This is a genomic window from Paenibacillus residui (assembly GCF_042677205.1).
GTDB lineage: Bacteria > Bacillota > Bacilli > Paenibacillales > NBRC-103111 > Paenibacillus_L > Paenibacillus_L residui.
On the sequence record NZ_JBHTIU010000012.1, the window covers coordinates 92,436 to 110,538 of the forward strand.

The following is an 18,103-nucleotide window of genomic DNA, read 5'->3' on the forward strand; positions in this document are numbered from 1 at the left end:
AATCAGGAGTGGACTAATGATGGGATATGAAGAACAAGTCGCCATGGAATTGCGGCTTTGGGCACGGAACTTGGCCAAGAAAGAAGGAGTTCTGGAATCGACTTCCAAAGCATTCAGCAACAAAATCAACAATGTCCTGCCCAAGAAAGTCCACGCAGCGTTGACCTCCGCGATCAAAGGAATCGTGCAAGCTTCTCTCGTCGGCGCAAAGTACACTCCTAAGCGGCCGGTAGCATACGGCATTACGCTGGAGGAGAGAGACCGCCAGGCGGAGCAGCTGACGAATGTATACAAGAAAGTAGCGGCCGCCGAAGGAGCGGGTACCGGAGCCGGGGGCCTTCTGCTGGGAGCAGTGGATTTTCCCGCGCTGATCGCCATCAAGATGAAGTATTTATTCGAGATGGCGCATATTTACGGCTTCGATACCTCGGACATGAACGAGAGGCTCTATATTCTCTCAATCTTTCAACTGGCCTTCTCCAGCAGAGAGCACCGGCTGACGGTGTTTGAACGGATGAAGAATTGGGAACATCAGCATCACGAATCATCAGGACGATTCAATAACAGCGACGAGATCGACTGGCAGAAGCTGCAGCAGGAATATCGAGACTCCCTTGATCTCCGCAAACTTCTCCAGTTGGTTCCGGGAATTGGAGCTGTAATTGGAGCTTGGGCCAATTACGGTTTGCTGGAGGATCTGAATGTGGCAGCCAAGAACAGCTACCGGATGCGAATTCTGCAGCGTCATAATGGGCTCTCCTCTGCGGAACTGTAGGTACTGCAGGTTCCCCCTATCCGCTTATAACGGCTTGCTTGCCTTGGCAGAGCCCGTCGGAGCTTCGGCCTGCGGCTTCTCCTTGGGCCGCAGCAAGCAAATAAGCACCATCGCGAAACAGACTGCACAGGCCGCACCGAACAAACCTTTAATCCTTCCCGTCAACTCAACCGGATCTACAGCGGATGCCCCCATTCCGCCAGCCATAAGTACCGCCATTCCGATCCCTATAATCATTCCGAAATAACGGATCAGAGCCAGCATACTTCCTATCAAGCTTATTTTTTCGGGCGGGGCCGCAGACATAATTTCGGCATTATTTATGGCTTGGAACAATCCCATTCCTACCCCAAATAACGAAAGATGAAGCGCAATGCCTATGGGGTGGATTCCACCGCCCCAAATAATAAACAGCATGGAGATAGCGCAAATGGACGCTCCGACAATAGTCGGATAATATGCCCCGTACTTATCTCTATACCATCCGGAAACGGGTGATGCGATTCCGAGAAATACCGGCTGCAGGGCAAGCATCAGCCCCACTGTGCGGGTCGGGTACTCCAACACTTGCTGCATGTAGAAGGTTATCGGAATTAAAGTGGACATTTGAGCAACGTTCATTAACAGCGAGGCAGAATTGCCCACCGCCATCCCTCGATTGGTATATAATACTTTGTCAATCACCCCATGGGAGATTTGCCTCTCATAGAGAAACAGCAGTACAAGCAGCACGGTTCCGGAAGCATACAGTGCAATGATTGTGCCGGTGAAGCCCTTGCTTTCACCATATACCGCCCCCAGCAGCAGAAGCGACGTGCTGATAGCCAGCAAAACCGAGCCTATTACATCCAGCGGCTGATATCCTCGCTTGGTATCCCGGGGAAACCATTTGAGCCCGCACAGCAGGGCCAAGAGACCTAGCGGGACATTGATCAGAAACAAGACGGACCAATCAGCCCATTCCATCAGCAAACCTCCGACTGCGGGTCCGGACAGAGTTCCGATCGAGATCACAACGGCATTCATCGCCAGTGCTTTGCCAATTTCATGATTGGGAAATAATTTGCGCACCATCGCCTGGCTGTTCGACAGAATCATCGAGGCCCCTATTCCTTGAACGATTCTGGACACAATCATAGAAGCCAAATTAGGTGAATAAGCAGCAAATAAAGATCCGACCGCAAATACCAAGAAGCCGTAGCTGTAGACTTTACTGCGGTCCATCCGGTCGGACCATTTGCCTAATATCGGAAGCAGGGCAACCATAGTCAGTAAATAAGAGGTAACAACCCATTGAACCTGGGCCAACGGGGCCGCGAACTGTTCGGCCATTGTCGGCAGCACTACGTTAACAATACCCACATCCAACGTGGACATAAAGGTTCCCAGATTGACTATTTGGAGGATTGACCAACGACTTTTAATTACGTCCATATCCTGGCACCTTCTTTGTGACCGGAATCATTCCAAAATAGCTGTAGAGATTTCGCATCAGGTTAGAGGCGAAGCCGTCGCGAAACCATTAAACGGCCTTCCTCTCTCTTCATACAAAAGAAGGCCCTTGAACGGGAACGGACCCGTTCAAGAGCCGTTTCGGGCTTACCGATAACGTTTGATAAATTCTACAGCCTTGCGGATATCCACTTCCGGCTGATCCCCTACTTCCCGCTCGATCGTCAGATAGCCTTGATAACCGATTTCCTGCAGAGCGGCAAAATAAGCGTCAAAATCAACCTTTCCTTCTCCAAGAGGAACTTCTTTGAAAATCTCTCCCGATGCCACCATTTGCGCAATTTTGCCATGATCCATCGGTTCATATCCAAGCGCTCCATAAATTTCGCGCGGGTCCACTTCCTTGTAACGAATACCATCCTTAACATGGGTATGTACAATGTAATCCTTTAGCAGCTTGACTCCCTGTACCGGATCGTCTCCCGTCACCATAACCATATTGGCCGGATCGAAGTTTACGGACACGCCTTTGGAGCTTAACGTATCCAGGAATGATTTCAGATGCTCAGCCGTTTCCGGACCCGTCTCAATCGCGAAATAAGCATTCATGCTGCTTGCGTATTGACTTAATTCTTCACAAGCCTCCTGCATCACAGCAAAAACCTCGCTATTACGGTCGTTGGGAACAATTCCGATATGAGTCGTTACTACATTCGTACCCAGATCCATGGCCAAATCTAGAATTCGTTTAGACTTCTCTATTTTAGCGGGATTTTCTGTCTTGTCCTGAAAACCGTGACCTCCGAGGTCGCCACACAATGCGGAGATTTCAAGACCGAGTGATGCAATATAGTCCTTAAGCTCTCTGCGTGCTGCCGCGTTAAGGTTAGCGGGATCCATCTCTCCTTTTACGGCATAAATCTGAACTCCCTCAGCCCCAACCTCTTTGGCTTTCTTCAGCCCTTCTCTAACTCCAATTCCAAAACTATCCACAATGACTCCGATTTTATTCGTCAGCTTCAAATCCTCCACCCCAATCTGCAATATTAATTATCTGATGAGCCAGTGTGAATCCGAGAGCGGCTCTGTTTACAAATTCCGCAGCCAGATAAACGTTCGACGAAATACTTGACAAAGCGTTGCCTGCCTGCAAGCGTTTACCCAGATGCTGAAGACTTCTCCCGGTTTGCCCCTGTCTTCATCAGACAAAAAATGAGTTCCCCTATAGTGTATAAGTGGTCTACGTGCTAGTCAATCCTTTCCAAATATAATATTTAACGAGATATTTTGTTTTTCAATGGAAAAGCTGCAGCTGCGGGCTTTTAATAGTTGTAGCATTTATTTTTATCGTTTCTAACATTACAAATGATGTTTGCAATCAGGATTATGATCGAGATAAACTTTCTGTTTATTGACATAGCCCCTCAGAAACCTTACATTTAAAATAGGACATCGTTATATGACTACCATTGTACTATCCTGATGGTCCTGTGTTGGGACGATGATCTATTGCTCTGTCCCTGGACTGCTTCTGCGGATTTCTTTGTTCTTGATTAGGCGGACCCAGGTTCTTTTTGCTGTCCGTACAATATCGTCGGAGGTTAGAATTAGAATGAATGTACACATTTTTTCATCCAATGAAGAACTGAACGAAGCGGCAGCCGGGCTGCTGGCCGCCACGCTTCATACGAAAGCGAATGCAGTACTTGGCCTGGCGACCGGATCCACACCGGTCGGTGTTTACGAGAAGCTGGTAGAGCTCTATAAAAAGGGAAGCGTCAGCTTCAAATCGGCCAAGACCTTCAATCTGGATGAGTATGTTGGACTGCCCCGAGATCACTCGGAAAGCTACTACACTTTTATGAATACCCGTTTATTCCAGCATATCGATCTTCCGGCAGAGAATGCCCATATTCCTAATGGCAATGCCGAGATTGTTCAAGAGGAGTGCGTCCGGTACGACCAAATGATCGAACAAGCCGGAGGAATTGACATACAAATTCTGGGAATCGGCCACAATGGACATATCGGGTTCAATGAGCCTGGCCCAACGCTCCAAAGTGCTACCCATCTGGTCGATCTCCACGAGGAGACGCGAAAGGCTAACGCTCGTTTTTTTGATTCCATCGATGATGTTCCTGTCCAAGCAATTACCGTAGGTCTGGGGACCATTATGAAATCGAAAACCATTCTGCTGCTCGCGAAAGGCTCGGATAAAGCAGAAATTATGCATAGAGCATTGAGAGGCCCTATTGACCCGCAATGCCCGGCATCATTCCTTCAACTGCATCCTCAACTGATCGTTATGACGGATTCCGAAGCAGGGAGGTTATTAAAATGAGCGCCAATCAAATTCTCATTACCAATGCCTCAGTAGTTACGGAGGAAGAGGTTATCAGCGATGGAGAAGTGCTGATAGAAGGAGATAAAATTGTATGGGTTGGATCCCGTGGGAGCCGTCCTGAACTGACGGAATCCTTCTCGGGAACACGTGTTGACGCCAAGAAAGGCTGGGTAGTTCCCGGCTTTATCGATGTTCACGTTCATGGGGGATTCGGTCATGACTTCATGGATGCAACCCAGGAATGCCTGGATGGAATTACCCGCTTTCATGGCCAGAACGGAACGACCTCCATGCTGGCCACGACTGTAACCGGCCCTCATGATGCTTTATCCCGCGTATTGGAGGCTGTCAGCAGCTATAGAAGCAAGGAAATGCCCTATGCTCAACTGATCGGTGTTCACTTGGAAGGCCCGTTCATCAGCCATAAATGGCCGGGTGCGCAAAATCCTGAGTTTATCGTTCCTCCTCAGAAGCAATGGCTGCAGGATTGGACTCAACAATATCCTGGTTTGATCAAAATGCTTACCCTCGCACCCGAAACCGAAGGTGCCTACGAATTGATCGAGTGGCTCAAGGCTAACGGCATTGTAGCAGCCGCCGGACATACAGATGCCACTTATGAAGTGATCGAGGAAGCGGTGGAGCACGGCCTGAAGCATGCGGTCCATACTTTTAACGCAATGACCGGACTTCATCACCGGAAGCCGGGTACGGTCGGCGCTGTCTTGACGGATGACCGAATCAGCGCGGAAATCATCGCAGACGGCTTTCATGTCCATCCGGGTGCCATCCGGCTGTTGACCCGGGCTAAACAGAGTCATAATTTGATGCTGATTACAGATGCCATGTCTGCCGCCGGACTGGGTAACGGACAGTATAGCCTTGGAGGGCTCGCCGTCACCGTTAAAGACGGAATGGCCACCCTAACAGAAGGTAACAGTCTGGCAGGAAGCACCCTGACTATGATTTCTGCTTTCCGTTACATGGTGAATACGGTGGGAATATCCGTCCAGGAGGCGAGTGTTTTGGCAAGCGGCAATCCGGCCCGTATGCTCGGAATGGACGACAAGCTGGGAAGCCTCGCAGTGGGCAAGCAAGCGGACATCCTGCTTCTCACTCCTGATCTTGACATCTCAAGCATTTGGGTTAAGGGAAAACAAACCGTTTAATGACAACTTCAATGGGCGGCTAAGCCCGAAGAAGGTCACATACAACCGCCCGGCGGCCGCCGGGCGGTTACTTATGTCTAGGAACGCCTCTCGACCACTCAGTTCCGTTTGGTCGTGTCATTATCTCTTTCCCGGCCCATTTGACTGTTATCCCATTCACTCAGTTTCTTATCTGCATCAGCTTCATACATCGCCCCCTTTTGATTGCTACCCCGTTCACTCAGTTCCGTTTGGTTGTGTCATTATCTCTTTACAGGCCCTTTGACTGTTATCCCGTTCACTCAGTTTCATATCTGCATCAGCTTCATAATCTCTCCCCCTTTGATTGCTATCCCGTTCACTCAGTTCCGTTTGGTTGTGTCATTATCTCTTTACAGGCCCTTTGACTGTTATCCCGTTCACTCAGTTTCTTATCTGCAGCAGCTTCATACATCGCCCCCTTTTGATTGCTACCCCGTTCACTCAGTTCCGTTTGGTTGTGTCATTATCTCTTTCCCGGCTCTTTGACTGTTATCCCATTCACTCAGTACCTCCCCTCTTTTCTTGTTTCTTTGACTCTTAAAAATACAGTTTTTATTTGTGAAAATTCAGAGGTGATTTGTCTTTAAGATTTACCATAGTTGCTCTTAAAAATTACGTCCAGACTCGATCTAAACCTCTACTCTTTTTATAAATACTTCTTGATACGAGAACGTATATTCGATATAATAAAAACAAACATGTGTTCGTATTATTGAGGTGAGCGCAATGTCCTCTTTTGCTTCGGAGGCTATGGAGTTAGAGCGGCGTACTGGCTTTCATTCAGGTTTGTATCGAAAATGGACTGAAAGTTTCAGTTCGAAGTGGGATGAAGAGTCGGACAAGAGTTTTGGCTTGGGGCCATTTTTGTCTAGAAACGCGGATAAAGATTGCCGTTCGGATGTGCACCGAAAGCCAGAAATGGATGCGGGTCGAAGTGTAGATTCGAAAATAATTCAAGATGTTTTGTTAAATCTGTCTATGGATCGGTACTCCAAATGGGACGAAAGTGCCTTCAAGCAAGAGGAAAAAGCTTTTCGGAATCGCTTTAAAACCGAGGAGGATTGTGTACAATTCATCTATCAAGCGAAATGGCCGGATGGCTTTTCCTGTCCTCGTTGCGAACATAGGCAGGCGTATGTCATCCGTTCCCGTCGGCTGCCGCTCTATGAGTGCCGAAGCTGCCGACATCAGACTTCCCTGATCGCTGGTACAGTGATGGAAGGAAGCCGGACTTCGCTGTGCAAATGGTTTCTCGCTTTTCATCTCGTTGCCAACACCGAGCGAGGCACGAATGCCGTTCAGCTCAGTTCGTTCCTGCAGGTCACTTATAAAACCGCCTGGGCGATCCTTCACAAGATTCGCCAAGCTTTGTCTCAAGCAGATCATAAGCAGCCGCTTACCGGTGTGGTGAAGGGGGGCACAGCCTTTCATCGCCCTTTCCGCAGCGCTGCATCGGTCTTAGGGCTCTATCCCGAACAGAGGCCTGTATTCGTCGTTGCTTCCTTGGACAAAGGAGCTGTACCTCAGCAGGTCAAAATCAAAACCGTTCGTCCGGAAGATATGGAGGATGGCAGAATCTATCGGTCTGCGGGCGAGCACTTCATCAAGGAGCATGTCAGCCCGGATGCAATCGACGTGGATATCGAGACGAGGCGCTACCATTATCAACGCGTTCCTTCCCTGCGGAATTATTTGCGCAAAGCGAGAGCCTGGACTAATCGAGTATTTAACGGGATCGGACCGAAGTATTTACAGCATTACCTGGATGAATTCTGTTTTCGTCTGAATTTACAATTGCAGAAAGTCCCAATTTTTGATCATCTCGCCCGTGCTTGTTTGCGGACATCTGGATAACTGTAACCGAATTGAACATCTATTAATTATTGAATAACGGGCGACACTTCAGATTGCTTCTCTTTTCTGAGCATGACTAATAAACATCTTTTAAATTGACTATTTATCTGACATTTAATCCATCAAGCCATGTACTTTTTCTGAGCAAAGGGGATAACAGTCAAAAGGCTGCGCAAAGAGATAAAAGATATACATTAAGTGAATACGTGAGTACTAAGATAAGCACATAGGCAAGCGATAAATAGCGGTTACATCTAGTGCATCGGTAAGTGCATAGGCAAGTGGTAGAAACGAGTGTATACGTCTTGCACAGCATAACCAAATGGCAGTTAAGTGTATACGTCTTGTACAGGGGTGGCATATAGGCAATTGATAGATAAGTGTATACGTTTTGTGTATAAGTAAGTAAATAGGAAAGTATAGACAGAGATATTCGTCTTGTCATCGGCAAGCTCATAGGCACGGTAGATAATGTATACGTCTTACAGCGGTAAGCATATAGGCAAGGTAGATAAATGTATACGTCTTACAGCAGTAAGCATATAGGCAATTGGTAGATAAGTGTATACGTTTTGTGTATAAGTAAGTGAATAGACAAGCTACAGGTAAGCAAAAAAACAAGCTAAGAAAAACACGCTATCTAAAACAGGCTAACTAAAACAGGCTTAGAAAAACAGGCAAGTTTGAAGAAATTGGTCGGCCATCTTGGTCGAGGCAAGGACGTGGAGTAATATGGCATTAGCCTGCCCCGGCGCGGTCGCTTGCCAGGGTGTCTGATCGTGTGAAGATTTTACGCGGTAGCTTTTTTATGCCAGTTTGAAAGGTATTCATTTGTTGCCTTAATAAACTTTAACCTTCTGATGCGGTAAAAAAATAAAAACTGCCCCTATTTTTGAAGAGACCCTCGAAAGTTAGAGACCCTCTAACATAAGAGGTGCAGTTCAGTTTGGGCAGTTTTTATCAAAAGATGGAACGGCTTAGTGATATGGATGTTATTTAGGGAGATAGAAAGACGCAAGAAGATTGCTGGAAGCGAGTCCCTTCTTCTACTCCGCTACCCGGTTGGAGGCGTTAACCGCGCTGCCGATGACTCCGGCATCATCCAGCAGTTCTGCTGTTTTGATCTCCAAACGGTCCCAATACATAGGCAGAACTAAACGCTGAAGCTCCTGCTTCATCGGACCCAGCAGACGTTCTCCCGCGTTCGCGCCTCCGCCGCCGATAACGATAACGTCCGGGTTAAGTAATGTAACCGCATAAGAAAGCCCTCTGCCTAACTGCTTGCCGGTATGCGTCATAATATCGATTGCAACCTGGTCTCCTTGATCATAAGCTTGAGAAAGATGCGTCGCGGTTAGCTCTGCCGGACTGGAAACCATAGAGGACATGATCGTGGAGGTCCCCTTCTCGACCGCTTCTCGCGCTTGTCTTGCCAGACCTGTCGCAGAAGCAACCGTTTCCAAACAACCCGTTAGCCCGCATCCGCACAAACTCTCTTCCCCGTCCATCCGAATATGGCCGATCTCGCCGGCAATGTAGGATCCGCCGTAATACAGCTTGCCATTCTCAACTAAAGCGGCCGCTACACCGGTTCCGATGGTTATGCCGAATACTACCGGATAGCCTTGCCCGGCTCCTTTGGCTGCTTCACCTTGGACATACATGCGCACATCATTATCGATAAACACAGGAATGCCCAGCAATTGATTGAGTTTCTCACTGACTTTGAAATCTCTCCAGGACAGGTTGGCCGCGAAATTGCAAATTCCTTCCGCCGGATTAATTAAACCGGGAATACCAGCGCCGATGGCGAGGACATCCTTGCGGGTAATCCCTTGCTGGCCGATCAGTTCATCCACCATCCCGGCAATTTTGGCAATCACGTGTTCCCCGCCTTTGGCGGCTTCCGTTGGAAGCTTGAGTTTGCGGAGCAGTTGAAACTGTTCATCCAGGAGGCCGCAGACAATATTCGTTCCCCCTAAGTCGATACCGGCATAATATTTCATACGCTTCCCTCTCTTTTTCCACTGGAATCAACTAAATACTGCTTAACACCAAGCTTCACCAATTGCTCATGAAGTTCGGCCCCCATATTCTTCGCATCGGTAATGCAAGCGTGCAGGGATGACAATGGAGCGATGGAAAACAGCGAGCTTTTCCCCACTTTGGAGTGATCGAATACAGCATAGGTTTGCCCGGATCTTTTGATCAGCGCTTTGGCGATCTCCGCTTCCGATTCCGAATAGGTGGTCACGCCCTGCAAGGAAATCCCATCAATTCCGATAAACATCTTGCCTATGTTCAAGCTGTCGACCATCTTCTCGGCCAGGGGACCGCATAGCTCGAAGCTTTTGTTCCGCATGATTCCGCCGATAACGACGATCTGAATCTCGTCGTTATCGGCTAACTCCATGGCAATATTGACTGCGTTGGTCACCACGGTAATCCCTCTGCGCGTCTTTAGCGCTCTGGCAATCAAAAAGGTGGTGGTCCCCCCGGTCAAACCTATAATATCACCTTCCCCGATAAGAGAAGCCGCCTTCTCAGCAATAGCTTCCTTCTCTATCCAGGAATAATGCTTGCGCTCGGTGAACGATATTTCCCGGGTGGCACTAAAGCCGTCATACAAAGCTCCGCCTATCGTACGAATGATCGGTTCCGTCTTCTCGAGCAGATCCAGGTCGCGGCGGGCCGTCGCTTCCGAGCATGCGAATCTGCCCACTATTTCCTGCACGGTTATCCGTCCATTTTGTTTAAGCATATTCAGAATGTTGGCGCGCCGTTGCTCACCTTTGGATGAACCCTTTCCGACCATGATTTCTGCTCACTCCAAATGTTAGACTTTAGTACAAATTTGAATAAATGTGGCAATGTAATACTAGTTCTTTAGATTTTAACGACTTGCGTCAAGTTGCGCGGGCTATCCGGGTCGACACCCAATTCAATAGCTGTATATAAACCAAGATACTGCAGGACTGGAAGATTAAGAACACTTCTGGCTTCATCGGATAAGTCAGCTCCACCCACTTCAAAAACCGTATCGGCAAAAGCCGTATCGTCCCCTTTGCGGGCTGTAATCAGCATAACATGAGCTCCGTAAGCCTTCATCTCTTCGGCTACCTTCAGCTCGTAGCTTCTGGCCTGCTCGGAGACCATAACACACACGAAGGTATCTTTGTCAACGACAGATTTGGGACCATGACGAAACTCCAATGTGCCGAAGCTTTCCGTCCAGACATAAGACATCTCTTTAATTTTCAGACAGGCTTCCTGAGCCAACCCGAAATACGCTCCCATCCCCAAATAAATATATTTGTTGAACTTGTTTGAAGCTAATTCTTTGGCTACGGGATCTGCCGCTTTGACTACCTGCTCATCCATTTCCGCCACCTTGCGAATATCATCCCATAGCTCCGCCTTGCCGGAAGCGGAAGCGATTGCAGCTTGCATCATGAAAGTCATGCTGCTGAACGATTTGGTCATGACCGTGCTCTTCTCCTGACCCCGTTCGGATACAAGACACTCCGTCATTTGAGCCATTTTACTGTCAGCATAGCATGTAATTCCGCAGGTCGTCCAGTTGGCCAAATCTTTCACGGATTCCAGAGCAAGGATAACCTCTGTGGATTCTCCTGAACGGGATACACCTACCAACAGATACTTACGTCCTGCCGCTGCCGCCTGATCTCTAAACAAGAAAATTTCAGAGGATGGCCATGCCGAGGCATCTTTACCGAGCCACTTTCGATACGTCGAGGCCATCGTCTGGGCTTGATAATAAGACGATCCGGACCCGATAAAAATAACTTCGTCACATTGATTGTTTTTCAAATAACGGTCAATCCAGCCTTGATTTTGCTCAACAATCTGGAGAGCCGCCTGAATCGCTTCAGACTGGGAAGAAATTTCCGGATAAGTAAACTTGCCATAGTTCATGAATGATCGCTCCTTTTATAAAATAAGAAATCTTAATGAAATTATATGTCTTATTTTTGAAAGATTCAATCATTATTATTGTTGTTTTAATCATTTTTTTGGACTATGGCTTAGTTTTCTTGTTGATTATCGATAAACAAAAGCCGATAAATTTGTTTGGGCCGCCCCTTGGACGGACTTCGCTGCTCGCCTACAATGTCCACCAAACCGCTATCGGTCCATTGCAGCAGAAACCGGTGCACACTCCGGATGGTTACACCCAGAATCTCCGCCAGCTCCTTGGCCGTATAATCCGTCTGCCCTTTACGCGCCACCTGAGCCGCCAGCTTGCTCAAGTAAGCCAGTGTCATTCCATTATTCTCCGCTTTCTTGATCAGATTCGAATCGATCAGCGACAAATTCATCTCCAGTGGCTGGGACATCTCTAGCGGACCGATGACGCTTCGATCCTCGCGGACGATGAAGCTGATATTGCCCCCGGCTTCCCGGGCTTGCCGCAGAGCGATGCGCGCATGCGTCCCCGCTTCTCCTGCGGACTGGCCGAAGCCAACCCCCATGCTGATGGTAAAGCCAAGTGATTTTTCCGCTTCTCTTCCAAGCGGAATATATTTGTACCCCCCGGTTTCCCGTTCAAAAATACCGCGAGTCGTTGTGAATAAATATTCATCCCCGCCCAGATGGGTCAGATGGCCATCCAATGACTCAACATATTCCAGAAGCATTCGGTGAATTTCCAGCTTTAGCTTCTGCACCTCGTGTTCGGTCGTTTTCATTTCATATAACCTGGCCGAATCGTCAATGACGATAAATCCCAGCACAATCTGAGATTCCTTACTCTTGCGGGACTCTGTCGATAACAAGGCTCTTTCCAGGGTAACGATGATATCCTGCTCGGTCGGCACGACCCACTCGTTCGGGATGTTAAGTTCCGTCAGTGCGGCTGCAACCGATTTCAATCCGGTTAAGGCACACGACTTCCCTTGCGTTTCCTCGTAGATTTGGCGGTGAAATTGAATAAGGGCCTCTCTGGAATACGGATCCTTGCCATTATAGACGAAGGTTTGCAGCCCGACCTCCCCTAATTCGTTCAACGGGGATTCAATCATCTGCATCTTTAAGGTGTCGACCGATAGTGTGGCGGCGGCAAAACTCTTATATGCACGGAATAATGCCCGATACAAGCCTGTCCCGGTCAGCGGCAAATAATGAACCGGAACGGTGAATTTGAGCTTGTCCTTCGCTCGCTGATAAGGAAGAGGCCCTGAAAATAGAAGGACCTCCACCTCGTCCATCAATTTTTGGGCCAATGACGGTACTTCTTGTTCACTTTTAAACGCAGAATAAATCGGCTGAAAGGAAGGGAATCCTTTCATCACTTTGCTGATCTTTTTTATAAGTACTTCGGAACCGATGACACCGATTTTGATATTGTCCAATTCATTGGTATTCCAATTAGAAATCATGAGCAATGTGCCTCCAGCTTCAAGTTAAAGATGATGGCTTCCCTCTCATTTATACCCGTTCAGCCGATCATTTGCAATGGCTGACAGCAATGAAGCACCTAGAGCAATACACTGTTCATCTATTGCAAACTTCGGATGGTGAAGACCATACGCCTGTTCAGCATTCTCCGCAGGCCCCGATCCGAGCCAGAAGAAACAACCCGGTACATGGTTAAGATAAACGGAGAAATCTTCTCCGGCCATAGTGGGAGCCGCCTCAACCCGATTTTCCTGTCCGATAAGACGATCCGTAGTCTGTTCGACATGGCTGACACATTCATCCGTACTGACCAGCACCGGTGTCTGTTCGATATAGTTTACCGTTGCGCGGCAGCGATAGGCTTCGCTAATTTGCTGGATAATTCTTGCCAGACGCTCCTTCATTCCGCTCTGCACTTGAGGAGAGAAAGTACGCACGGTCCCGGTCAGGATGGCCCGGTGGGGAATTACATTATTCGCCTCCCCGGCGTGAATGCTCCCAATAGTGACGACAGCCGGCTCGAACGGAGAGATTTCGCGGCTCACCGCCGTCTGCAGCCCCATGACGATGGCCGATGCGGCAACGACGGGGTCGATGCTCTGATCGGGAATCGCACCATGCCCCCCGCGCCCCTCCAGCTTGATTTCCAGCCGGTCAACCGATCCCATCAAGGAACCATAGCGGGTCGCCACCTTACCGGCCGACAGCGTGGGCAAATTATGCAGCCCGTAGATTTCGTCTACTCCGTCAAGAGCTCCATCTGCGATCATAGCCTTCGCTCCGGCATTGATTTCCTCGGCTGCCTGAAACAGAAAGCGGACCGTACCCTTCAGGCTCCGGCGTCTCGCAGACAGAATATGGGCGGCCCCCAGAAGAATGGCCGTATGGGCGTCATGACCGCAGGCATGCATAACACCCGGGACTTCGGAAGAGAAAGGAACTCCACTCTCTTCTTCTATCGGCAGCGCATCCATATCGGCGCGCAGAGCAATCCTGGGCCCGGGGGCTTCCCCAACCAGGTCGGCGACAATTCCGTGCCCCCCTACTTGCGTACGTATGGTCAGCCCCAACCCGCTTAACGCCTCCGCAACTTTGCCCGCTGTCCTCGATTCCTGCAGGCTAAGCTCGGGATGACGGTGCAAATCGCGACGAAACTCGACCAGTTCCGTCTCCAACCGTTTCCCGTCATCCAACCATTTCCGATTCGCCATGCTCATTGCTTCTTCCCCCTTCGCAAGTTCAGCTCGCTCATGATCTGCTTGCCTGTCGGAGTCTGAGCGAGCCCGCCTTGAGCCGTTTCGCGATGTTTCGACGGCATGGCGCTGCCTACTTCGTACATAACATTGACCACTTCATCGGACGGTATCACACTTCTCACGCCGGCCAGTGCCATATCCGCTGCGGCCAGCGCATTCACTGCGCCGAAGCCGTTTCGGACGATGCACGGAATTTCAACTAGGCCGCCGACCGGGTCGCAGATCAGGCCAAGCGTATTTTTGAGCGCCAATCCAACAGCGTGTACCGCTTGAGCAGGGGTTCCTCCCCGTAGTTCCGTCATAGCGCCGGCCGCCATTCCGATCGCGGATCCCACCTCGGCCTGACAGCCACCCTCGGCTCCGGAGACAAACGAATTGTTCGCTATAACGTAGCCGATCGCCCCTGCACAGAACAGTCCCTCCACCATATGGTCGTCGGTCCAACCGAATCGCTGTTGGCTGCTGACGAAGACACCCGGAATGATTCCGCAGGACCCCGCCGTCGGCGTAGCGATGATTCGCCCCATGGAAGCGTTCACTTCTGAAACCGCAAGCGCATACGTCATGGCGAGGCAGGCCTCTCTCCCCAAGGACGGCTCTTGATCCTGCATGAAGCTGTTCACCCGCTGGGCATCCCGTCCGGTCAGACCGCTGCGTGAAGTCGTATCCTCCGTCAGCCCTTTATGAACCGCTTCCTTCATCACTTCATAATACTGTTTCATCTTATTAAATTCCTGTTCCGGAGTCCGGCCCGATTCCTTAGATTGCTCCTCAATCATCAGACGGGCTATAGATAATCCTTCCTGCTCACATAACTCCGCCAATTCCTTCAGCGTCCGAAATCTCATTGTTCATCCTCTTTCCGTGAGGTCAACCGTCCCCACTGTATGAATCATGTCCACCTTAAGAAGCTGATCGATCAGCTCGCGGGAAATCGGCGAGTCCACTTCAATGACCGTCATCGCTTCGCCGTTGCGGGACTTTCTGTCCAGATCCATATACCCGATATTCACCTGCTCCGACTTGAGAATCGCCGTAATCTCCGCGATCATTCCGGGCCGGTCCTGATGAGCGATTACCAAGGTTGGATATATGCCGGTGAATTTGATGTCGAACTGATTGACGTTGACAATCTCAATGTTGCCTCCCCCAATGGATGCCCCCGTCACCGACAGCGTCTTTCCCTTGCCGGACAAGGCAATCTTCGCTGTATTCGGATGGAAGGCAGGCAGGGAGCTCGGCAGGAAACTGACCTTCATGCCGGCTTGCTCCGCATCATCCAGTGAATGAGGAATCCGCGAATCGTCCGGCTCGTAATCCAGCAAGCCACCCACCAGGGCCAAGTCTGTCCCATGCCCCTGATAGGTTTCGGCAAATGAACCGAACAGCGTAATCTCCGCCTGTTCCGGAAGCTCGCCAAACAGCTGACGGGCTACCCGTCCCAGACGAATAGCCCCCGCCGTATGTGAGCTGGAAGGACCGATCATCGCCGGTCCTATTATGGAAAACACATCTTTAAACCGCATGGAATACCCCTCCGCTCATGGTGGGCGTTACCTTACTGCTCCAGCCACTCATTTAAGTGTTGCTTGACAAACTTATCATCGTTCAAATGCGGATAATCCCGATACATCCGGTCAATCTCTTCCATCTGCCCCGGAGACAACTCCTCCTTCGGGTTAAGGCACCAGCGGCCGGCCAGCAGCCCTTGGCGTCTCAGCACTTCATGAATTCCCGGAATGCAGCCTGCAAAATGGTTGGCAGGATCGAAGAAAGCGGCATTAGTCTCCGTCACCTCGATATTCCGGGTAAGCCACTCGGCAGACAACTGCTCATTATTTCGGACCTGCTTGATTTCCTCGAGCAATTCCACGGCTTTACGGGTCCAGACCGCCCAATGTCCGAGCAGACCGCCTACAATTCTTTTTTCCACCGGCTGTCCGTTCACCTGGAACCGGTAGACTGACAACAAATCGTTGACAATGTTATCATCGTTGCCGGTATACAGAGCGATTTCGTCTCTGCGCTCGGAATAACATACCGCCCTGGCTACGTCAATCGTCTGGTAGCGATTGAACGGAGCCATCTTGATAGCCATAACGCCGGGAATGTTCGCGAACTGCTCCCAGAACCGGAAGCTGAAGATCCGCCCTCCGACGGAAGGCTGCAGATAGAAGCCGAACACCGGAATAATCTCGGCAACCGCCCGGGTTCTGTCGAGAATCTGCTCTTCCGTCCAGTTCTGAAGACCGCCCATGCTGAGCAGCCCCATGTCATAGCCGAGACGCACGGCAAGCTCTGCTTCGGCTATCGCTTGCTCTGTCGGCCCGCAAATCCCGGCTATTTTCAGGAAGGGACGGTCCAGATTGGCCCGGTCCACTTCTTCGGCAGCCAGACGCAGCACAGGCTCCAGCAAGTTCACGTCCTTATCGCGGATTTCAAATTGTGTCGAATGGACCCCAACCGCTACTCCTCCGGCACCGGCTGCCATATAGTAGCGTGTCAGTGCCCGCTGACGCCGCTCATCCAGCTTCCGGTTCTCATCCAGGGCCAGCGGGTGAGCGGGAATCGCCAAACCGTCGTGCAGCGCCCGCAGCTGTTCGGGAGTTAATTCTTTACGCTTGGCCATATCAATATTTCCCCTCCCTTTCCTGGAAATGAGTCGGCTTGTTCCAGGTAGCTCCATCTATTTGGACCCAATCGGCAATCCAATCGATCATCTGCAGCAAGGAAACTCTCGGATAACCGAAGGTTTGGATCGCCTTCGAAGAGTTGCTGAGCAGAGCCGTCTCTGCTTCCTTGCCGATAATCTTGGCCTCGGTACCAAGACGGTTGGCGAATTCCTTGGCCACCCAGCGCAGCGAAATCGTCTCGGGACCGGTTACGTTCAACACAGTCGGCGGATTGCTGGCGACGGTCAAAGAGCGGATGGCCATCTCATTGGCGTCTCCCTGCCAGATCACGTTGGCATGGCCCATCGTTACATCGATTTCTCTTCCTTCCTTGATTGCCTTGGCAATTTCAAGCAAGACCCCGTATCTCAAGTCTATAGCATAATTCAAGCGAAATACAGTCAGCGGAGTCCCATATTTATGAGAGAAATATTCGAATACCCGCTCGCGGCCCAAGCTCGACTGGCCGTATTCCCCGTTCGGATTCGGAGGAGTTAATTCAGTGGCTCCGCCATCGATGACAGGCGTCAGAGGATAGACGTTCCCGGTCGAGAAGGCGACGATCCGGGAATTTCTGTATTTCTCCGCCACCCGCCCGGGCAGGTAGGAGTTCATCGCCCAGGTAAAATGCTCATTGCCGGTCGTACCGAATTTATTTCCCGCCATATAAATAATGTTTTTGACATCTGGCAGCGCTTGCAGTTCCGAATCATTAAGAAGGTCGACTGCAATCGTTTCCACTCCGTCGTTCTCCAACTCCTGTCTAAGCGTACCCGAGGAGAAACGGGAGGCTCCGATTACCTTCTTGTTCACTCCGGCTTCCTTAATGGCATTCATGGCCAACCGCGCCAAGCTCGGCCCCATCTTGCCTCCGACACCCAGCAGCATGATATCGCCGTCCAGCTCTGCAATCTCTTTAACCAATGCCGCAGAAGGCTCGGCCAGCTTCGCTTCCAGTTCTTCGACCGTTTTCATAACAGTTCTCCCTTCATCTTTCGCTTATTTATAACTTAATTGTATTCGTCCATTTATATAAAGACAAGTCTTTAAATCGTCCTTAAATATGCAAGAGTCAGCTTGAATGTCCGAAGCCGCCGGCAGCGGCCTGACCCGTCTCGTGTAAACGCCCGGACGCAGCTCGT

15 protein-coding genes are annotated in these 18,103 nt (G+C 50.1%); 4 read left to right on the top strand and 11 right to left on the bottom strand.

Going from position 1 to position 18,103, the window contains the following annotated elements:
- Window positions 1-16: 16 nt before the first annotated feature.
- Window positions 17-775 carry an EcsC family protein gene (locus ACFQ03_RS04425; RefSeq protein ID WP_379286323.1) on the top strand — a complete coding sequence of 253 codons (759 nt, stop codon included), beginning with the start codon at window positions 17-19 and terminating at the stop codon, window positions 773-775.
- Between the two features lie 24 nt (window positions 776-799).
- Here ACFQ03_RS04425 and ACFQ03_RS04430 read toward each other — a convergent pair whose 3' ends face one another.
- Entirely contained in the window at window positions 800-2,209 is a 1,410-nt protein-coding gene (locus tag ACFQ03_RS04430; RefSeq protein ID WP_379286324.1) for an MFS transporter, read from the bottom strand.
- 165 nt (window positions 2,210-2,374) lie between these two features.
- The gene (locus tag ACFQ03_RS04435) at window positions 2,375-3,250 is read right to left on the bottom strand and encodes a sugar phosphate isomerase/epimerase family protein (protein ID WP_379286326.1); all 876 of its coding nucleotides are present in this window, start codon (window positions 3,248-3,250) and stop codon (window positions 2,375-2,377) included.
- Between the two features lie 589 nt (window positions 3,251-3,839).
- On the opposite strand from ACFQ03_RS04435, the gene nagB reads away from it, so the two are divergent.
- From nagB to ACFQ03_RS04450, 3 genes are all read left to right on the top strand, one after another.
- Window positions 3,840-4,568, top strand: coding sequence for a glucosamine-6-phosphate deaminase (nagB, locus tag ACFQ03_RS04440; protein ID WP_144933848.1), 729 nt, complete (start codon window positions 3,840-3,842; stop codon window positions 4,566-4,568).
- Complete coding sequence (gene nagA, locus ACFQ03_RS04445) at window positions 4,565-5,740, top strand: N-acetylglucosamine-6-phosphate deacetylase (protein ID WP_144933849.1); 1,176 nt, start codon at window positions 4,565-4,567, stop codon at window positions 5,738-5,740. The genes nagB and nagA overlap by 4 nt, the downstream gene beginning before the upstream one ends.
- A gap of 885 nt (window positions 5,741-6,625) precedes the next feature.
- Window positions 6,626-7,615 (top strand): IS1595 family transposase, encoded by a 990-nt coding sequence (locus ACFQ03_RS04450; RefSeq protein ID WP_379286329.1) that lies wholly within the window; start codon window positions 6,626-6,628, stop codon window positions 7,613-7,615.
- Between the two features lie 1,046 nt (window positions 7,616-8,661).
- On the opposite strand, the gene ACFQ03_RS04455 is transcribed toward ACFQ03_RS04450, so the two are convergent.
- From ACFQ03_RS04455 to ACFQ03_RS04495, 9 genes are all read right to left on the bottom strand, one after another.
- Window positions 8,662-9,621: an ROK family protein gene (locus ACFQ03_RS04455; protein WP_379286331.1), complete on the bottom strand. Its 960-nt coding sequence runs from the start codon at window positions 9,619-9,621 to the stop codon at window positions 8,662-8,664.
- Window positions 9,618-10,430 carry a DeoR/GlpR family DNA-binding transcription regulator gene (locus ACFQ03_RS04460; protein WP_144933852.1) on the bottom strand — a complete coding sequence of 271 codons (813 nt, stop codon included), beginning with the start codon at window positions 10,428-10,430 and terminating at the stop codon, window positions 9,618-9,620. The genes ACFQ03_RS04455 and ACFQ03_RS04460 overlap by 4 nt, the downstream gene beginning before the upstream one ends.
- 71 nt (window positions 10,431-10,501) lie before the next feature.
- Entirely contained in the window at window positions 10,502-11,551 is a 1,050-nt protein-coding gene (locus tag ACFQ03_RS04465; RefSeq protein WP_379286333.1) for an SIS domain-containing protein, read from the bottom strand.
- 110 nt (window positions 11,552-11,661) lie between these two features.
- Window positions 11,662-13,014: a hypothetical protein gene (locus ACFQ03_RS04470; protein WP_144933854.1), complete on the bottom strand. Its 1,353-nt coding sequence runs from the start codon at window positions 13,012-13,014 to the stop codon at window positions 11,662-11,664.
- A gap of 45 nt (window positions 13,015-13,059) precedes the next feature.
- Window positions 13,060-14,250: a M20 metallopeptidase family protein gene (locus ACFQ03_RS04475; protein ID WP_260982011.1), complete on the bottom strand. Its 1,191-nt coding sequence runs from the start codon at window positions 14,248-14,250 to the stop codon at window positions 13,060-13,062.
- Window positions 14,247-15,137, bottom strand: a complete 891-nt coding sequence (sdaAA, locus tag ACFQ03_RS04480; RefSeq protein WP_144933855.1) for an L-serine ammonia-lyase, iron-sulfur-dependent, subunit alpha — start codon at window positions 15,135-15,137, stop codon at window positions 14,247-14,249. The genes ACFQ03_RS04475 and sdaAA overlap by 4 nt, the downstream gene beginning before the upstream one ends.
- 3 nt (window positions 15,138-15,140) lie before the next feature.
- Window positions 15,141-15,815, bottom strand: coding sequence for an L-serine ammonia-lyase, iron-sulfur-dependent subunit beta (sdaAB, locus tag ACFQ03_RS04485; protein WP_144933856.1), 675 nt, complete (start codon window positions 15,813-15,815; stop codon window positions 15,141-15,143).
- Between the two features lie 32 nt (window positions 15,816-15,847).
- On the bottom strand, window positions 15,848-16,918 hold the full coding sequence (locus ACFQ03_RS04490) for a dihydrodipicolinate synthase family protein (RefSeq protein WP_144933857.1): 1,071 nt from the start codon (window positions 16,916-16,918) through the stop codon (window positions 15,848-15,850).
- 1 nt (window position 16,919) lies between these two features.
- Window positions 16,920-17,936: an NAD-dependent epimerase/dehydratase family protein gene (locus ACFQ03_RS04495; RefSeq protein ID WP_144933858.1), complete on the bottom strand. Its 1,017-nt coding sequence runs from the start codon at window positions 17,934-17,936 to the stop codon at window positions 16,920-16,922.
- Window positions 17,937-18,103 lie beyond the last annotated feature (167 nt).

What these genes read in the sequence shown, in the direction of transcription:
- ACFQ03_RS04425 (WP_379286323.1), top strand. Translation starts at nt 17, where the DNA reads ATGATGGGATATGAAGAACAAGTCGCCATGGAATTGCGGCTTTGGGCA.
- ACFQ03_RS04430 (WP_379286324.1), bottom strand. Translation starts at nt 2,209, where the DNA reads ATGGACGTAATTAAAAGTCGTTGGTCAATCCTCCAAATAGTCAATCTG.
- nagB (WP_144933848.1), top strand. Translation starts at nt 3,840, where the DNA reads ATGAATGTACACATTTTTTCATCCAATGAAGAACTGAACGAAGCGGCA.
- nagA (WP_144933849.1), top strand. Translation starts at nt 4,565, where the DNA reads ATGAGCGCCAATCAAATTCTCATTACCAATGCCTCAGTAGTTACGGAG.
- ACFQ03_RS04455 (WP_379286331.1), bottom strand. Translation starts at nt 9,621, where the DNA reads ATGAAATATTATGCCGGTATCGACTTAGGGGGAACGAATATTGTCTGC.
- ACFQ03_RS04460 (WP_144933852.1), bottom strand. Translation starts at nt 10,430, where the DNA reads ATGGTCGGAAAGGGTTCATCCAAAGGTGAGCAACGGCGCGCCAACATT.
- ACFQ03_RS04465 (WP_379286333.1), bottom strand. Translation starts at nt 11,551, where the DNA reads ATGAACTATGGCAAGTTTACTTATCCGGAAATTTCTTCCCAGTCTGAA.
- ACFQ03_RS04470 (WP_144933854.1), bottom strand. Translation starts at nt 13,014, where the DNA reads ATGATTTCTAATTGGAATACCAATGAATTGGACAATATCAAAATCGGT.
- ACFQ03_RS04475 (WP_260982011.1), bottom strand. Translation starts at nt 14,250, where the DNA reads ATGAGCATGGCGAATCGGAAATGGTTGGATGACGGGAAACGGTTGGAG.
- sdaAA (WP_144933855.1), bottom strand. Translation starts at nt 15,137, where the DNA reads ATGAGATTTCGGACGCTGAAGGAATTGGCGGAGTTATGTGAGCAGGAA.
- sdaAB (WP_144933856.1), bottom strand. Translation starts at nt 15,815, where the DNA reads ATGCGGTTTAAAGATGTGTTTTCCATAATAGGACCGGCGATGATCGGT.
- ACFQ03_RS04490 (WP_144933857.1), bottom strand. Translation starts at nt 16,918, where the DNA reads ATGGCCAAGCGTAAAGAATTAACTCCCGAACAGCTGCGGGCGCTGCAC.
- ACFQ03_RS04495 (WP_144933858.1), bottom strand. Translation starts at nt 17,936, where the DNA reads ATGAAAACGGTCGAAGAACTGGAAGCGAAGCTGGCCGAGCCTTCTGCG.